Origin of the sequence: Flavobacterium sufflavum, assembly GCF_004016525.1 — a bacterium.
GTDB classification, from domain to species: Bacteria; Bacteroidota; Bacteroidia; order Flavobacteriales; family Flavobacteriaceae; genus Flavobacterium; species Flavobacterium sufflavum.
The window spans coordinates 79,989-95,108 of sequence record NZ_SACJ01000009.1 but is presented as its reverse complement, the minus strand read 5'-3'; the positions used below and the strand labels follow the sequence as shown (position 1 = coordinate 95,108).

The window sequence follows — 15,120 nt, the reverse complement described above, 5'->3', positions numbered from 1 at the left end:
ATTCTTCTCCATCAATATGGTGTTATTTAGAATAATTGCGCCATTTTTCGATACAATCTTTAAATATAATAGAAAATTTTGAGCAATAAGATTACAAACAACAAATTTAAAAAAACGATTCATTTTCCAACAAAATAATCTTATATTTGATAGTTAAAATTTACCAATAAAAAACTCACATCCAGACACTTAAAACTGATACCTACTAACAATTTAGTACGTATACAGCTTAGCACCTTTACAAAAAAATGTTTCTCTAAATAAACATTTTGTACAGATAATTCTATTGTTGAGAATACAAATAAAAACGAAACTGCTGCTCAAAAACTACTTCTAATTTACTGAATTCCCAATACTAGATTCAAAAGCACATTAAACCAAAAATAATCACTTCTCATGGAACTAAAAATTTTCTATGCCTTTTTGGCTGTATTTTTTATAGCTGGTTCATTCGTGGAATACACATTAACCTACAAGAAACATCAAAACTATTACAAAATTAAAGATACCTTTTCAAGTATTAAACTAATGTTGGCTGGTTTAGTCTTTGATATGGGGATGAAAATTTTAACCATTTATGGACTAATAAAACTTTCGGCTTATGCTCTTTTTAATCTGGGGTATGACTGGTGGTCTTGGATATTATGTTTTGTTATTTGGGATTTCTGTTTTTATTGTAAGCATTACACGGAACACAATGTCCGCTTCATGTGGGCTATACATGTAAACCATCATTCTTCACCACATATGAATCTTTCCACTTCACTCAGGTCGGGAGTTTTCAAAGGGATTTATCGTTACTTTTTTTACATTCCAATTATATTTCTTGGATTCCCTCTTGAAATGTTAATTATTATTTACGGAATAGGAAAACTTTGGGCTTTTTTTTCCCACAGTCAAAAATTAGGAAATTGGGGAGTTCTGGAAAAATTCTTAATTACACCATTACATCATGCGGTACACCATTCTTGCAATGAACAAAACCTTAACAAAAATTTTGGGGAAACCCTCATTATTTGGGATAAACTATTCGGTTCTTTTCAAAAAAATAAAGGAAACCTGATTTATGGAATTCACGAAGAAGTAGATCACAGCAGTTTTTATAAAACAGTGATGCATGAATTTGAAAATATGGCAAATGATGTCAAAAATGCAAAAAATTCCAAAGAAAGATTACTATATATTTTCGGAAAACCAGGATGGAACAAGTAAAAAACTTAAAAACTAAAACAAATGGAAGTCAAAACATTTAAGTACAGAAACAAAGAAGAGGAAGCCTACCGCATATTGAAGAAACGTGTAAACCAATACTTCAAAGATCGTGGCATCACTAAATTCGCTAACACACAGGTAATAGTAAAAGCTATACTCATTGTATTAATCTTTATTGGTTCCTATGCGTTAATAATGTCAAATCATTTTAGTCCTTTGATGATGTTGCTTTTGGCAATTGTATTTGGGATAGCATCATTAATGCTGGGGTTTAATATAGGTCATGATGCAGCACACAATGCTTTTTCGTCTAATCGAAGAGTAAATAATTTTCTTACATCAACTGTATATGCAATCGGAAGTAGCCCTTATGTATGGAAAATTAGACACAATCTCAATCATCATGCTAACAGCAATATACCTGAATATGACTGGACAGCTTATGCCCATAAAAAAATATTAACAGGTAATTCCAATAAGATAATATCTAAACTTTCACATTATCCGCATATCTATACACCTTTTCTTTATTCTTTTTACTTTATTTTTTTGACTTTCTATAAAGACTTTGAAATATTTTATACTAATAAAATTGGGGATGCTTATCACTTCAAACCAAATCTTACTGAACAAATACTATTCCCTGCTTCAAAGCTAATTTATATTACTTTCATTTTTATACTTCCTATGCTGTTTTTAAGCGTAACTTGGTGGCAAGTCATAATTGGATATCTAATAATGCATATGGTAGGAGGCTTTATATTTGCTCTAGTTGCGATCCCTCCCCATATGACTGAAGATGCTGTATTTCCTACAGTAAACGATGAAGGCTATTTAAACCATAGTCGATTCACACATAATCTTGATACTACAACTGATTTTGCTCGCAAAAGTGTAGTTGTAAACTGGATATTCGGTGGATTTAATACCCATGTAATCCACCATCTTTTTCCGAACATTTGTCATGTCCATTACATTGCTCTCTCACAAATATTGAAGGACACTGCCGAAGAATATGGATTTAATTATAAAGAAACTAGTTTGTGGGGAGCGGCTTTGTCTCATTATAATTTTTTAAAAAAAATGGGACAGACAACAATCTCAAATGACTCAACATATACTGAAAATCTACAAACTTCTAAAAATTGAATATTTTATAATACTTCAAAACCACATTGTTGCTTAACTCTCGATCTAAATAAAAAAATCTCTTCTGAAAAATTTCAGAAGAGATTTTTTTTATTTTTTAATAGCTATTTAGAAAACTTATTATTCTCAATGACTAAATCACTCGTCTTCTTCAGTAGCATGAGACTTGGAATAATTACGCCATTTCTCGATACATTCCTTGAAATCATCCGGAAGTTCAGTATCAAAACGCATCAATTCACCCGTATTAGGATGTACAAAACCAAGTGTTTTTGCGTGCAAAGCCTGTCTTGGCAAGACTTTAAAACAGTTTTCTATAAACTGCTTGTATTTTGTAAACGTAGTTCCCTTTAGAATCAAATGACCTCCATAACGTTCGTCATTAAACAATGGATGTCCTATGTGTTTCATGTGCGCTCTAATCTGGTGTGTTCTTCCCGTTTCTAAGATACAGGAAACCAAAGTCACATATCCAAAACGCTCCAAAACCTTATAATGGGTAATGGCAGGTTTACCAATTTCGGGATCAGCAAAAACAGCCATCTGCATACGGTCTTTCAAATGACGGGCTAGATTTCCATGAATCGTTCCAGTTTCTTCAGCTACATTTCCCCAAACCAAAGCCACATATTCCCTTTCGGTAGTTTTAGCTTCAAATTGTTTGGCCAAATGTGTCATAGCAGCCTCGGTTTTGGCAATAACCAATAAGCCCGAAGTATCTTTATCAATTCGGTGTACCAGTCCGGGACGCTCGCTGCTGTTCATTGGCAAATTATCAAAATGATAAGCCAAAGCATTCACTAAAGTTCCGGTGTAATTCCCATGACCCGGATGAACAACTAATCCCGGCTCTTTGTTAACTAACAACAAAGCCTCGTCTTCATAAACAATATTCAACGGAATATTCTCAGGAAGCACATGATTTTCAAACGGCGGATGCGACAACATCACCGCCACCACATCAAAAGGTTTAACCTTATAATTAGATTTTACCGTAGCATTATTGACAAAAATATTGCCATCAGTAGCGGCATTTTGTATTTTATTTCGGGTAGCATTGGGAATCAATCCCATCAAATATTTATCAATTCGCAACAATGCCTGCCCTTTAGGAACTTCAAATTTATAATGTTCAAATAATTCCTCTTCGTCTAAATCAATCGGCTCAATATTATTGTTCATCTGGTACTGCTTCTGTTGGGGTTGTAGTTGGATTTGCAATTGAATCTGTTGCTATATCTTCCTCATAACTCGCTTTTCCGTCTCCTAAAACCAAATCGATTTTAGAAGATTTCAAAACGCGATCTCCCGGTTTTATGTTTCTTCCTTTGTAACGCATTTCTAAAACCATATCTTTTCCAAGATTTGGTATATAAGTAATTGTTCCTTCTTCCAGTCCCAATGCCTTTAATGTTGGCACGGCCTCACGATACGTTTTCTCAATCAAATCAGGAACTTTCACTGATGAAAAACCTGAACTGTTAATCTTAATATATACTTTTCTTCCTTCTTTCACCTTAGCACCCGGCATTGGATCTTGCTGAACCACACTGTATTTAGGATAATCGCCTCTATAATCTACGCTGTCCAACAACACATAATCCAAATCCAATTCGTCTAACTTCTCCTCTACCTGTTCTTCAGTCAATTTTCTCAAATCAGGAACCGTAATTTCATGTCCATGATCAGTAGTAAAAGTTAACCAATGCATAAAAAGATAACCCAAAACAGCAATTATCAAAGCGGCAAGAAAAACTTGTGTGAAAAACGCGCGACTAGTAAGGTATTTACGTAAACTCATATATTAATTTTTATAGGTGGCAAAGATAAAGCTATTTCGTTTCAAAAAAAATGATAATTTTGTTTAATGCTTATTAACCGTTGGCATTGCCAAAGTTTGGAGCTATTTCCCGCTATTCGTTGCAATCTTTTTATTTTTAAAGAAAAAATAAAAAGGATTTCCACTGCTATCGGGGCTAAAAAAATCGATTTTTACAATACAAACGAAACTTAATGAAAAACATTGCCATCATCATGGGCGGCTATTCCAGTGAATACAAAATTTCACTTATTAGCGGTAACGTAGTTTACAAATTCTTAGACCAAACCAAATACAACGGATTTCGCATCCATATTTTCAAAGAAAAATGGGTTTATGTTGACGATTCTGATAATGAATTTCCAATCGACAAAAACGATTTTTCAGTAAACGTAAACGGCAACAAAATTAGCTTTGACTGTGTTTTCAACGCCATTCACGGAACTCCTGGCGAAGATGGTTTAATGCAGGCTTATTTTGAATTATTAGGCATTCCGCAAACTTCTTGCGATTATTATCAGGCCGCTTTAACCTTCAATAAAAGAGATTTGCTTTCGGTATTAAAACCATACGGAATTAAAACTGCCATTTCTTATTATTTAAACAAAGGCGATGTTATCAACACTGCCGAAATTATCAACAAAGTAGGATTGCCTTGTTTTGTAAAACCAAATAAAGCAGGATCCAGTTTCGGAATTTCGAAAGTAAAAGCCGAAGCCGAATTGCCTACAGCCATCGAAACTGCCTACAAAGAAGACAACGAAATCATCATAGAAAGTTTCCTTGACGGTACCGAAGTTTCAGTAGGTGTTATCAATTACAAAGGCGAAATAATTGTATTGCCAATTACCGAAATCGTTTCTGAAAATGATTTCTTTGATTACGAAGCCAAATACCAGGGAAAATCACAGGAAATTACCCCGGCAAGACTTTCTGACGAAATGACTCAAAAAGTAGGAACCATTGCCAAACGTGCTTACGAAGTTTTGAAAATGAAAGGATTCTCCCGTTCAGAATTTATCATTGTTAACGACGAACCACACATGCTAGAGATGAATACCATTCCGGGATTAACCACCGAAAGTTTAATTCCGCAACAAGCAGCTGCTGCAGGAATTCCATTAGCCGATTTGTTTACCAATGCAATTGAGCTGGCTTTAGCCAATTAAAATTCTTTTACTAAATAATTATAGACAAAAAGCCACGTAAATCGTGGCTTTTGTGTTTTATGATTTATTGTATTCAAAAATAATTTCCCCTCATTTTTGTCATTCCGAGGAACGAGGAATCTCATCCAGTAACTCGTCAAAGTAATCAAGCTGTTTACTCATTTTTGTGATTTGGGACTAAATTAATTCCTATTTTCGAATTTGCCAAATCATCCCAAATACAAAACCAATTTTCCATTAAGCCAATTGCCCAAATCCGTTGTAGTTGTTACCAGCAGATTATTTTTTTTCCGTGACTTTCTTTTCAACGAAATCTAATATTTTTTTAAAGTTTTCTTCGCCAACTTCTGTTTCTCCTAAAATCATAGGTTCGTATTTTTCTGTAATAAGAAGCAAGTTATTTTCTTTTATTAAATACATTATAAATTCTTTCCATTCAAACATTCTTTCATTGTCTTGAACTTTGGTGGTTAGGCCTTGCTCAGTAAATTCCCAAGTAAAGGTTGTTATGTTTTGACACGCTTCTATTTCTTTAGTTTTTACTTCTTAAAATCCTTTATATGAGGACTTTATTTTAAAATAATAATAGAAGTATGGAATTAAAATTCCCAAACCAAAAAATATGAATGCAAATCCAAAAAAGTTAGGTCTGTCAAAAAATAGTATAGAACCGATTATAAGTAAAGTTATGCCAAGAAAATGTGAGTTTTTATAGTATGCAATTTTATCTTTCCAAGCTAAGTCACGAAGTAAATCCATTTGATTTCTATAAATATTCTCATCAAACTTTAATTCAAATTTCATTTTCTTTTTAATCGTTATATGTTTAATTTGCTGGTAACCTTCTGTTATTACAGCGGGTTTGGGACTAAATTAAGCCCTATTTTCGGATTTGTCAAATCTTCCAAATACAAAACTAACTTTCCATTAAGCCAAATGCACAAATCCGTTGTAGTAGGTTTTCTTTTTAATTCCATTGACTATTATTGTCCCATAATTTTGAAATATATGTTACCAATGATTGACGCAATTACAACTATAAGCCACCACATTCCTTTTTTTGTTTTTTTGTCAATACTTTTATTTCTTTGAATTTCAAAGAATGAATATCCTAATAGCACTAACAAAATTGTACCAGAAACACCAACTATTATTTTGTCTTTCGAAATATAAACACAAGCCATTAAACCAATTGAAAATATAGAAAGTACTAAACGATATTTTTGAAAAAAAGGCTCGTTATTTTTTGTTGAAATTTGTCTTATTTCTGATAATGATTTTTCAATTTTCTCATAGTTCTCTATTTGTGATGGAATATCTATTACATCCACAATTGAATTTCCCTTTATAGTAAAACTCCCATTTGAATTTTTAATAATTTTGTCTATGTCTGTTTTAGAAATAGTTATTGTCGAAGTATTATATTGTTCTCTTATAATATCATTATTGTTAAAAGTTATAACATAACTCTCAAAGATTTCTTTTTGTCTGTTAATACCTCGATATAGTCCAAATGCTAATAAACCTAACATAAGTGGAATTAAAAAAGGAAAAATGTTTATGACATCTTGTTGTTCGTCGGCATTAAAATAACTTATTGAAAGTCCGCCAAAAAGAGCTATAAGTGAAATAGGGATTGCCTTATTTAGGGAAGATTTTCTAATCTCTTTAAAACCGTCTTTTCTAATTTTGAATTGTTCCATTGTTCTCTTTTAAAATTGGTACTAACTCGTTTATAGGCGAAACAAACCTTCGTATATACACACAAATACAGGTAGATTAGCGAAGGTTTATTTCGCTTTATTTATTATCAAATATATAAAATTTATCTTTCAAAAAACATTTTCATTCTAGTCTTGACAGTTCCGATTCCGAAGTATCGGAACGGGAGCAGGAAGAAGCTCCAAAATATACCCCAACTCCTAAAAAACTTTGTAACTTAGCGGCTCAGAATCTTAGAAACTCAAAATAAATGAGAAAAGCCATATTTCCGGGATCTTTTGATCCCATTACCTTGGGTCATGAAGACATTATCAAAAGAGGGATTCCACTATTTGATGAAATCGTTATTGCCATTGGGGTCAATGCCGAGAAAAAATACATGTTCCCACTGGAAGAAAGAAAACGTTTTATCGAAGAAACTTTCAAAGACGAACCTAGTGTTTCGGTCATTACTTATGAAGGCTTAACCATTGACTTGTGCAAAAAGATTGGCGCTAATTTCATTCTTCGTGGTTTGCGTAATCCCGCCGATTTTGAATTCGAAAAAGCCATCGCACACACCAACAGACATTTATCAAAAATTGAAACCGTGTTCTTATTGACAGCTGCCAGTACTTCTTATATCAGTTCGAGTATTGTTAGAGACGTACTTCGTCATGGCGGTGAATACGAATTGTTAGTTCCGAAAGCCGTGAGAGTAAAGTAAAGTTAGAAGTTGGAGGTTAGAAAGCTGAACTAAGGACTAGGTACTAACAACTAAGGACTAATAAATCAAAACTTGCAGAAAGCAATCAATAAATGTACATTCGCCAAAAAAATCAATAATGAGCATAGATAGAGAATTAAATAAACGTAGCGGAGGAAAATGTGAACTTTGCGGAGCGACCGAAAACCTAAAAGTATACCAAGTACTTCCTACTAAAAAAGGCGGAGTTGACGAGGCTATTCAGGCTTGTACTACTTGCGTGGAGCAAATTGAAAATCCGGGTAACGAAGATTTAAACCACTGGAGATGCTTAAATGACAGCATGTGGAGCGAGCATACTGCTGTTCAGGTAGTAGCCTGGAGAATGTTGAGCCGTTTGCGTGCTGCGGGTTGGCCACAGGAATTACTGGATATGATGTATCTTGATGAAGATGTTTTAGAATGGGCAAAAGCAACTGGTGAAGGAGAAGATGATGAAAACAAAATCATCCACCGAGACAGTAACGGTGTAATTTTAGAACACGGAGACTCGGTAGTTTTGATAAAAGACTTGAAAGTAAAAGGTTCCAGTATGGTAGCAAAACAAGGAACTGCGGTAAGAAACATCCGCTTAGACCATGAAAATGCCGAATATATTGAAGGAAAGGTTGATGGTCAACAAATTGTAATTATCACTCAGTACGTGAAGAAAATCTAGAAAGCAGTCGGCAGAATACAGAGCGCGGATTTTAGATTTCAGAACGCAATTTGTAAAAAAAGCAGATTTCAGATTAAGAATATTAAAATTCTAATTTGAAATCTGCTTTCTTGTTTTGCGGTCTGCAGACTGCATTCTGAAATCTGCCTTCTGCAAACTGAACACTATTCCTCTACTTTCTTAATAACATTTCGGGCAACCTGAATTTTATATTTCTTGCCTTTCATTTTTTCGTCCTTAATATGATGAAGTAAATCTTTTACTTTACTGAATTTTACTGCGGCAAACGAAATAAAATCCTTTACTTCTATCAATCCTAAATCGCCTTTTTCTAATTTTCCTTTTTGGGAAAAGAAACCTACGATATCAATTTTATTCAGCTTGTTTTTCTTTCCACCACTTATATATATGGTTTGAAATTGAGGTGCTTTTGGCAAAGACTTCTCATTTTCAACTGAAAGGACTGACGTGTTTTCATAATCCACATAATCCATTTTTTTCTCGGATTCATGCGCAATAATATAAGCCGTTCCTGTAGCGGTCATACGTGCTGTACGCCCGTTTCTATGCGTGAATTCATCTTCTTTAAGTGGTAAATGATAATGAATTACGTGATTCATTTCAGGGATATCCAGTCCGCGGGCAGCCAAATCAGTCGTGATTAAATAGCTTACACTACCGTTTCTAAACTGAATCAAGGCGCGTTCACGTTCTTCCTGATCCATTCCTCCATGGTAATAGGTGGAGTAAATTCCTTTTTCGTTCAAAGTATCACTGATTCTCTCGGCAGCATCACGGTGATTGCAAAAAACAATTGCCGACTCTGATTGCAATGAACAAATCAATTGAAATAAGGAATTCAGCTTGTCTTTTTCCTTAGAAACAACCAGTTTGGTCGAAAGATTAGATTCTTCTTCGCTTTCAGGAATAAAATCTAAAATCGTTGGATTTACCACTCTGGTATATTTTGGAATCTCAATATCAGAAGTTGCTGAAACCAAAACGCGTTTGTTTACTTTGGATAATTTGCCAATGATAAAAGACATTTGCTCATGGAAACCCAATTGCAAAGACTTATCAAATTCGTCCAAAATCAAGGTTTGAATTTTATCCAAACGGAAACTTCCTCTCTCGATATGATCGGCTATTCTACCTGGAGTCCCTATCAAAACGGCTGGTGGATTGCTTAAATTTTTGATTTCAGTATCGATTGAATGTCCGCCGTAACAAACATTTACCTTATAATCAGTACCCATTTTTTTCCAAACCTGCTCAATCTGCAAACCTAATTCGCGAGATGGCACTAAAATTAAACACTGTACCGAAAGGATTTCAGGCTGTAACATTTCTAAAACAGGCAACAAAAAAGCCAGAGTCTTTCCGGAACCTGTTGGTGAAAGCAACAAAACATTGTTTTCATTCAGGATGATTTCCTGAGCTGCTTGCTGCATTTCATTTAGGCTTTCGATACCTAAATTTAATAGTATATTGTTGGAATGGTGTTTCTTATTCATGCCGCAAAGGTAGTAAAAAAGTTGGCAGTGTTCAGAATCCGGAACGCAGTCAGCAGAATTTAGAAATCAGAAGACAAAAAAAAAGATTCCAGATTAGATGTTTACCATCCTAAATCTGAAATCTTAATTCTATTCTATATCCTTAATTCTGCTGACTGCTTTCTGCCTTCTAACTTCGAATAATATTTTCTTCTTCGAATAATAATTTAATGTTTTCATAAGAGTTTTTCAATACTTCTGGAATATCATTAGGATGAATCCAGGCTACTTTTTCAATTCCTTCTTCCAATTGCCCTTGAGGTGTACCTTCAAAATCAGAAAACATCTCAAACCAATGGGTAATTTTAAGCTTATAAACCCCGTTGCGCTTGAAAACGTGATAGGTTTTTTGCAGTTTATTGGTAATTCTCAATTGACCAACACCAGTTTCTTCTTCCACTTCGCGCATGGCAGTTTGCTCAATTTCTTCCTTTTTTTCGACACCACCTTTTGGCAAATCCCATTTTCCATTTCGAAAAATAAATAAAACCTCACCTTTTTTGTTGTAAACTAATCCTCCACCTGCTTTATTAACAGGGATTTTAGCCTTTAAGGTTTTCATAATCTCCTTTTCATCAGGATGATAGAGATAAGCTTTTTGAATTTTATTTTGAAAAATTTTGATAATAATTTGCTCAATATCAATACTTTCTAACAAAAAAAGCTTAAAATCTGTTTCTTTTGAGATTTTATTTGTCAAAAAAAGTGGTTTGTCGTTCACAAAAACTTTATACATTTGTACTATGATTTTTAATAAAGATACAGCCGAAAAAACAGCCGAATTGCTTTTACAAATAAATGCAATTAAATTGAATCCTGAAAATTCTTTTACATGGGCTTCAGGATGGAAATCACCTATATATTGTGATAACCGTCTAATACTTTCATTTCCAGCCATAAGAAATTATGTGAGAGATGAATTTGCAAAAAATATTGAGAAACAATTTGGAAAACCAGATGTCATTGCCGGAGTAGCTACCGGAGCTATCGGGATTGGTATGCTCGTTGCCGAAAGCATGGGATTACCTTTTGTTTATGTACGTCCTGAGCCTAAAAAACACGGTCGTCAAAACCAGGTGGAAGGTTTCCTGCAAAAAGGACAAAATGTAGTTGTTGTAGAAGATTTAATTAGCACAGGAAACAGTAGTTTGCTTGCTGTTGAAGCTTTGCGCGCTGCAGGTGCTAACATTAAAGGTATGGCAGCCATTTTTACTTATGGATTTGATGTTGCCCAAGAAAACTTTAAAAACGCAAAACTGGATTTATATACCTTAAGTAATTATCAAAATTTATTGAATTTAGCCGTAGCTAAAAAATACATTACTGAAAAGGAAGAAAGTACTTTAAGAGAATGGAGCGTTACTCCTTCTACTTGGGGACAATTAGAGACCAAATAAAAATAATATCATGAACTTAGAAAGTCCAAAGGTTAGCGTTGCAAAGTCAGCACAGGAATTATTCGATTTATTGACAGATATGAAAAATTTCGAAAAATTAATGCCCGAAAACATTGCTAAGTTTGAAGTTATTGGAGAAGATTCTTTTCTTTTTGGTTTAAAAGGCATGCCTGAAATTCAATTAAAAGTAAAAGAAAAAGCAGCTCCGGGCAAAATTGTATTTGGCGCCGCAACTGATAAAGTTCCTTTTACCCTAATAACGAATATTGACAGCGTTTCAGAAAATTCAAGTGCCCTGAAATTTGATTTCGAAGGAAGCTTTAACCCTATGATGGCCATGATGGTAAAAGGGCCTATTGGAAAATTCATTGAGACACTGGCCAACAATATGTCAAAATTATAATCGACACTCATTAAAAAACACATACACAACCCTTTTAGTTATTGACTGAAAGGGTTTCTTTTTTTAGTTAGAAAATACTTGCCATTGTAACCGCTATTGATTAATACCATTGATATTAAATTATTGCTATTGCTATTGTGCAGATAAATGTTTAAATTTAACATACAAAAAGCTATTCAAACAGTAACAACAGTATTCATTTAAACACATACATCATGAGCTTATTGACAGATAATATTATCCCAGGAGAACACGGTAAAGTTTTTGGCACAAATGCTAATGAAGAAACCGAACTTATTGAAATAAAAAATAGTCTCTTAAAAGTTGACGGTATCACCAAAGTCAGCATCAATAACTCTATTTTTCCTAAAGAATTTACCGTCTTCACTAACAAGGTAATTAGTGTTGAAGATGTCGAAAGAGTGGTAAAATCAATTGGCTTTCATGCGATTCCAAAAGAACTAATCTAGGCTTTAAAACCTCATAAAAACTCCTCTTAGAAATTGATTTTTCTAAGAGGAGTTTTTTTTTAACGTTATTTTATTCAAAAACCAAAAAACAATATCGTAATATTGCAATATAAATATATAACAATGGGAACTACTAAAACAGCAAATTTTACGGAAGAACAAAACGAACTGGCCACCTTAGCCAAAGCTATTGGACATCCGGCGCGTATAGCCATAATACAGCATCTTATCAAAGTAAACAGTTGTATTTGCGGAGATATTGTAAACGAACTTCCTCTGGCTCAGCCTACAGTTTCACAACATCTTAAAGAATTAAAAAACGCAGGACTCATTAAAGGAAATTTTGAAGGAAATGCCATTTGTTATTGTCTTGACGAAAACGGGTTTTCGAAAATAAAAGACTTTTTTCAAATTGTAAACAGCTATCTGGAGAACAAGAAAAATCAATGTTGTTAATTTTAAAATAACAAAATCATGAAACTATCAGAAATAAAAACAGTTTTAAGCACATTAGATAATGTGGCTTTTGTATTGCCAAACAGAACTCGAGTTCCTGAACATTTTCACGTTACCGAAGTAGGTTTAATAACTAAAAACTTTATCGACTGTGGAGGAACAGTGAGAAAAGAAACCGTTGTAAATTTTCAATTATGGGATGCCAATGATTTCGAGCATCGTTTAAAACCCAAAAAGCTTTTAAACATCATTTCCTTATCCGAGAAAATTCTTGGAATTGAAGATTATGAAATTGAAGTAGAATACCAATCGGACACAATTGGCAAATACAACTTAGGTTTTAACGGTACCGATTTCGTCTTACTAAATAAACAAACCGCTTGCTTAGCCGAAGCCGAATGCGGCATTCCACAGGAAAAACAAAAAATCAATTTATCCGAAATCAGCACCCAAACCAGCTGTTGCACGCCTGGAGGAAGCTGCTGCTAATTAAACAAACAACCTCAGATTCAAAAAACATTTGAATCTGAGGTAAAAAACACAAATTAAACCATCATTAAAGTTTAAACTAAAAAAGTTAAAAATGACCTCGACACAAACCAGCGTATTTCCGGAAATCGAAAAAGTAATCAATAGTTTTAATTTCGAAAGCATATCCGAAGAACGCAAACTCGTATTACAACCGTTAGTTGATTTTATTCAAACCAAAGCAAACAACAAACAGGAAATAAGACTGAATCTGATTTGCACACACAATTCCAGAAGAAGTCATTTATCACAAGTTTGGGCTCAAACCGCTGCAGCTTATTATGAAATTAAAAATGTTTTTTGTTATTCCGGCGGAACCGAAGCCACAGCCTTATTCCCGGTAGCTGCTCAAACCTTAGCAAAACAAGGATTCCAAATCAAGACCATTGCCGAAGGAAACAATCCTATCTATGCCATAAAATATGCCGAAAACGCACATCCTGTCATTGGATTTTCTAAAACCTTTGATGCCGATTTCAATCCACAATCTGAATTTGCAGCCATATTAACCTGTTCAAGCGCAGACCAAGGTTGTCCATTTATTGCCGGTGCCGAAAAACGCATTCCAATCACTTTTGAAGACCCTAAAGCTTTTGACAACACGCCTCAACAAGCAGAAAAATACGAAGAGAGAAGCATTCAAATTGCTACGGAGTTATTTTATGTGTTTTCACAAATAAAAAAATAATCATGTCAATAAACCATTGCGCCCCCTTAGTTGAAAGAAAGAAATTAAGCTTTTTAGACCGTAATCTAACCCTTTGGATATTCCTGGCCATGGCTTTAGGGGTTACTATTGGAAATTTCATTCCTTCCAGTGGCAACTTTATCAATTCCTTTTCAAATGGCACAACCAATATTCCGCTAGCCATTGGACTAATACTAATGATGTATCCGCCATTAGCCAAAGTAAAATACGAACAAATGGGCGAAGTATTCAAAAACGTCAAAGTTTTAAGTGCTTCACTGATTTTAAACTGGATTATTGGCCCCATATTTATGTTCCTTTTGGCTTTACTTTTTCTAAACGATCATCCTGAATACATGATCGGTCTTATCTTAATCGGACTGGCAAGATGTATTGCTATGGTTGTTGTCTGGAATGATCTTGCCAATGGAAACAGGGAATATGCCGCCGGACTTATTGCTTTAAACAGCATTTTTCAGGTATTGCTTTACAGCGTTTACGCCTATGTTTTCATTACCATACTTCCTCCCTATTTTGGATATTCTGGTTTTGAAGTCAACATTAGCATTTCCCAAATAGCCGAAAGCGTTGGGATTTATTTAGGAATTCCATTTGCATTAGGAATCATCAGTCGTTATACTTTAATTTATTTAAAAGGCGAAGATTGGTTTCAAAATAAATATGTTCCTATTATCTCGCCAATTACCTTAATTGCATTATTATTTACCATAGTCATCATGTTCAGCTTAAAAGGGGCACTTATTGTCCAGATTCCAATGGACGTGATACGTATAGCAATTCCTTTGATCATCTATTTCACAGTAATGTTCATAATAAGTTTCTTTATAGGGAAATATTTTGGTGCCGACTATTCTAAAAGCACCGCAATTGCTTTTACCGCCACGGGAAATAATTTTGAACTGGCCATTGCAGTTGCCATTGGTGTATTTGGTATCAACAGCGGCCAGGCTTTTGCAGGTGTCATAGGACCATTGGTAGAAGTGCCTGCATTAATCGCATTAGTAAATGTTGCTTTTTGGTTCCAAAAAAAATATTTCACACCACTTAAGTAATCCTACTTAAAAAACAATTTCAAACACATACTAAAAACAATAAATTAAGTATCAAAACGCATGTTTTTTTTGATACTT

Annotated in this window: 18 protein-coding genes; 12 read left to right on the top strand and 6 right to left on the bottom strand. The window is 34.1% G+C overall.

Annotated elements, in window-relative coordinates:
* The first annotated feature begins 396 nt into the window (after positions 1-396).
* Together EOD40_RS13705 and EOD40_RS13700 are read left to right on the top strand one after the other, a co-directional pair.
* Complete coding sequence (locus EOD40_RS13705) at positions 397-1,212, top strand: sterol desaturase family protein (RefSeq protein ID WP_128196478.1); 816 nt, start codon at positions 397-399, stop codon at positions 1,210-1,212.
* Between the two features lie 21 nt (positions 1,213-1,233).
* Complete coding sequence (locus tag EOD40_RS13700; RefSeq protein WP_128196476.1) at positions 1,234-2,361, top strand: fatty acid desaturase family protein; 1,128 nt, start codon at positions 1,234-1,236, stop codon at positions 2,359-2,361.
* 138 nt (positions 2,362-2,499) lie between these two features.
* Here the strand turns inward: EOD40_RS13700 and EOD40_RS13695 are convergent, their stop codons facing one another.
* Positions 2,500-3,543 (bottom strand): RluA family pseudouridine synthase, encoded by a 1,044-nt coding sequence (locus EOD40_RS13695; protein WP_128196474.1) that lies wholly within the window; start codon positions 3,541-3,543, stop codon positions 2,500-2,502.
* Positions 3,533-4,162 (bottom strand): PASTA domain-containing protein, encoded by a 630-nt coding sequence (locus tag EOD40_RS13690; protein WP_128196472.1) that lies wholly within the window; start codon positions 4,160-4,162, stop codon positions 3,533-3,535. The genes EOD40_RS13695 and EOD40_RS13690 overlap by 11 nt, the downstream gene beginning before the upstream one ends.
* 212 nt (positions 4,163-4,374) lie before the next feature.
* On the opposite strand from EOD40_RS13690, the gene EOD40_RS13685 reads away from it, so the two are divergent.
* Positions 4,375-5,349, top strand: coding sequence for a D-alanine--D-alanine ligase (locus EOD40_RS13685; RefSeq protein WP_128196470.1), 975 nt, complete (start codon positions 4,375-4,377; stop codon positions 5,347-5,349).
* Between the two features lie 279 nt (positions 5,350-5,628).
* Here EOD40_RS13685 and EOD40_RS17975 read toward each other — a convergent pair whose 3' ends face one another.
* Positions 5,629-5,793 carry a hypothetical protein gene (locus EOD40_RS17975; RefSeq protein WP_164905484.1) on the bottom strand — a complete coding sequence of 55 codons (165 nt, stop codon included), beginning with the start codon at positions 5,791-5,793 and terminating at the stop codon, positions 5,629-5,631.
* A gap of 539 nt (positions 5,794-6,332) precedes the next feature.
* Complete coding sequence (locus EOD40_RS13680) at positions 6,333-7,052, bottom strand: hypothetical protein (RefSeq protein ID WP_128196468.1); 720 nt, start codon at positions 7,050-7,052, stop codon at positions 6,333-6,335.
* A gap of 269 nt (positions 7,053-7,321) precedes the next feature.
* Here EOD40_RS13680 and coaD point away from each other — a divergent pair, with 269 nt between their 5' ends.
* Positions 7,322-7,777: a pantetheine-phosphate adenylyltransferase gene (coaD, locus tag EOD40_RS13675; RefSeq protein ID WP_128196466.1), complete on the top strand. Its 456-nt coding sequence runs from the start codon at positions 7,322-7,324 to the stop codon at positions 7,775-7,777.
* Positions 7,778-7,895: 118 nt separating this feature from the next.
* Positions 7,896-8,474 carry a PhnA domain-containing protein gene (locus tag EOD40_RS13670; RefSeq protein WP_128196465.1) on the top strand — a complete coding sequence of 193 codons (579 nt, stop codon included), beginning with the start codon at positions 7,896-7,898 and terminating at the stop codon, positions 8,472-8,474.
* Between the two features lie 164 nt (positions 8,475-8,638).
* On the opposite strand, the gene EOD40_RS13665 is transcribed toward EOD40_RS13670, so the two are convergent.
* Both EOD40_RS13665 and EOD40_RS13660 read right to left on the bottom strand, forming a co-directional pair.
* The gene (locus EOD40_RS13665) at positions 8,639-9,988 is read right to left on the bottom strand and encodes a DEAD/DEAH box helicase (protein ID WP_128196463.1); all 1,350 of its coding nucleotides are present in this window, start codon (positions 9,986-9,988) and stop codon (positions 8,639-8,641) included.
* Between the two features lie 169 nt (positions 9,989-10,157).
* A complete protein-coding gene (locus EOD40_RS13660) occupies positions 10,158-10,763 on the bottom strand; it encodes an NUDIX hydrolase (protein ID WP_128196462.1) in 606 nt (201 codons plus the stop codon).
* 7 nt (positions 10,764-10,770) lie between these two features.
* Between EOD40_RS13660 and pyrE the strand changes: the two genes are divergently transcribed.
* The 7 genes from pyrE to arsB all read left to right on the top strand — a co-directional run bounded on the left by pyrE (position 10,771) and on the right by arsB (position 15,042).
* The gene (gene pyrE / locus EOD40_RS13655) at positions 10,771-11,424 is read left to right on the top strand and encodes an orotate phosphoribosyltransferase (protein ID WP_128196460.1); all 654 of its coding nucleotides are present in this window, start codon (positions 10,771-10,773) and stop codon (positions 11,422-11,424) included.
* Positions 11,425-11,434: 10 nt separating this feature from the next.
* Positions 11,435-11,827, top strand: a complete 393-nt coding sequence (locus EOD40_RS13650; RefSeq protein ID WP_128196458.1) for an SRPBCC family protein — start codon at positions 11,435-11,437, stop codon at positions 11,825-11,827.
* Positions 11,828-12,042: 215 nt separating this feature from the next.
* Positions 12,043-12,297, top strand: a complete 255-nt coding sequence (locus EOD40_RS13645) for a heavy-metal-associated domain-containing protein (RefSeq protein WP_128196457.1) — start codon at positions 12,043-12,045, stop codon at positions 12,295-12,297.
* A gap of 123 nt (positions 12,298-12,420) precedes the next feature.
* Complete coding sequence (locus tag EOD40_RS13640; RefSeq protein ID WP_128196455.1) at positions 12,421-12,753, top strand: ArsR/SmtB family transcription factor; 333 nt, start codon at positions 12,421-12,423, stop codon at positions 12,751-12,753.
* A gap of 18 nt (positions 12,754-12,771) precedes the next feature.
* Positions 12,772-13,242: a DUF6428 family protein gene (locus EOD40_RS13635; RefSeq protein WP_128196453.1), complete on the top strand. Its 471-nt coding sequence runs from the start codon at positions 12,772-12,774 to the stop codon at positions 13,240-13,242.
* 94 nt (positions 13,243-13,336) lie between these two features.
* Positions 13,337-13,969 (top strand): arsenate-mycothiol transferase ArsC, encoded by a 633-nt coding sequence (locus EOD40_RS13630; protein ID WP_128196451.1) that lies wholly within the window; start codon positions 13,337-13,339, stop codon positions 13,967-13,969.
* 2 nt (positions 13,970-13,971) lie between these two features.
* Positions 13,972-15,042, top strand: coding sequence for an ACR3 family arsenite efflux transporter (gene arsB / locus EOD40_RS13625; RefSeq protein WP_128196449.1), 1,071 nt, complete (start codon positions 13,972-13,974; stop codon positions 15,040-15,042).
* The last annotated feature ends 78 nt before the right edge of the window (positions 15,043-15,120 follow it).

Bases quoted from the DNA above. Each gene is read 5' to 3' on its own strand.
- EOD40_RS13700 (WP_128196476.1), top strand. From the start codon at position 1,234: ATGGAAGTCAAAACATTTAAGTACAGAAACAAAGAAGAGGAAGCCTAC.
- EOD40_RS13650 (WP_128196458.1), top strand. From the start codon at position 11,435: ATGAACTTAGAAAGTCCAAAGGTTAGCGTTGCAAAGTCAGCACAGGAA.
- EOD40_RS13685 (WP_128196470.1), top strand. From the start codon at position 4,375: ATGAAAAACATTGCCATCATCATGGGCGGCTATTCCAGTGAATACAAA.
- pyrE (WP_128196460.1), top strand. From the start codon at position 10,771: ATGATTTTTAATAAAGATACAGCCGAAAAAACAGCCGAATTGCTTTTA.
- EOD40_RS13645 (WP_128196457.1), top strand. From the start codon at position 12,043: ATGAGCTTATTGACAGATAATATTATCCCAGGAGAACACGGTAAAGTT.
- EOD40_RS13635 (WP_128196453.1), top strand. From the start codon at position 12,772: ATGAAACTATCAGAAATAAAAACAGTTTTAAGCACATTAGATAATGTG.
- EOD40_RS13695 (WP_128196474.1), bottom strand. From the start codon at position 3,543: ATGAACAATAATATTGAGCCGATTGATTTAGACGAAGAGGAATTATTT.
- EOD40_RS13640 (WP_128196455.1), top strand. From the start codon at position 12,421: ATGGGAACTACTAAAACAGCAAATTTTACGGAAGAACAAAACGAACTG.
- coaD (WP_128196466.1), top strand. From the start codon at position 7,322: ATGAGAAAAGCCATATTTCCGGGATCTTTTGATCCCATTACCTTGGGT.
- EOD40_RS17975 (WP_164905484.1), bottom strand. From the start codon at position 5,793: ATGTTTGAATGGAAAGAATTTATAATGTATTTAATAAAAGAAAATAAC.
- EOD40_RS13630 (WP_128196451.1), top strand. From the start codon at position 13,337: ATGACCTCGACACAAACCAGCGTATTTCCGGAAATCGAAAAAGTAATC.
- arsB (WP_128196449.1), top strand. From the start codon at position 13,972: ATGTCAATAAACCATTGCGCCCCCTTAGTTGAAAGAAAGAAATTAAGC.
- EOD40_RS13680 (WP_128196468.1), bottom strand. From the start codon at position 7,052: ATGGAACAATTCAAAATTAGAAAAGACGGTTTTAAAGAGATTAGAAAA.
- EOD40_RS13670 (WP_128196465.1), top strand. From the start codon at position 7,896: ATGAGCATAGATAGAGAATTAAATAAACGTAGCGGAGGAAAATGTGAA.
- EOD40_RS13665 (WP_128196463.1), bottom strand. From the start codon at position 9,988: ATGAATAAGAAACACCATTCCAACAATATACTATTAAATTTAGGTATC.
- EOD40_RS13690 (WP_128196472.1), bottom strand. From the start codon at position 4,162: ATGAGTTTACGTAAATACCTTACTAGTCGCGCGTTTTTCACACAAGTT.
- EOD40_RS13660 (WP_128196462.1), bottom strand. From the start codon at position 10,763: ATGTATAAAGTTTTTGTGAACGACAAACCACTTTTTTTGACAAATAAA.
- EOD40_RS13705 (WP_128196478.1), top strand. From the start codon at position 397: ATGGAACTAAAAATTTTCTATGCCTTTTTGGCTGTATTTTTTATAGCT.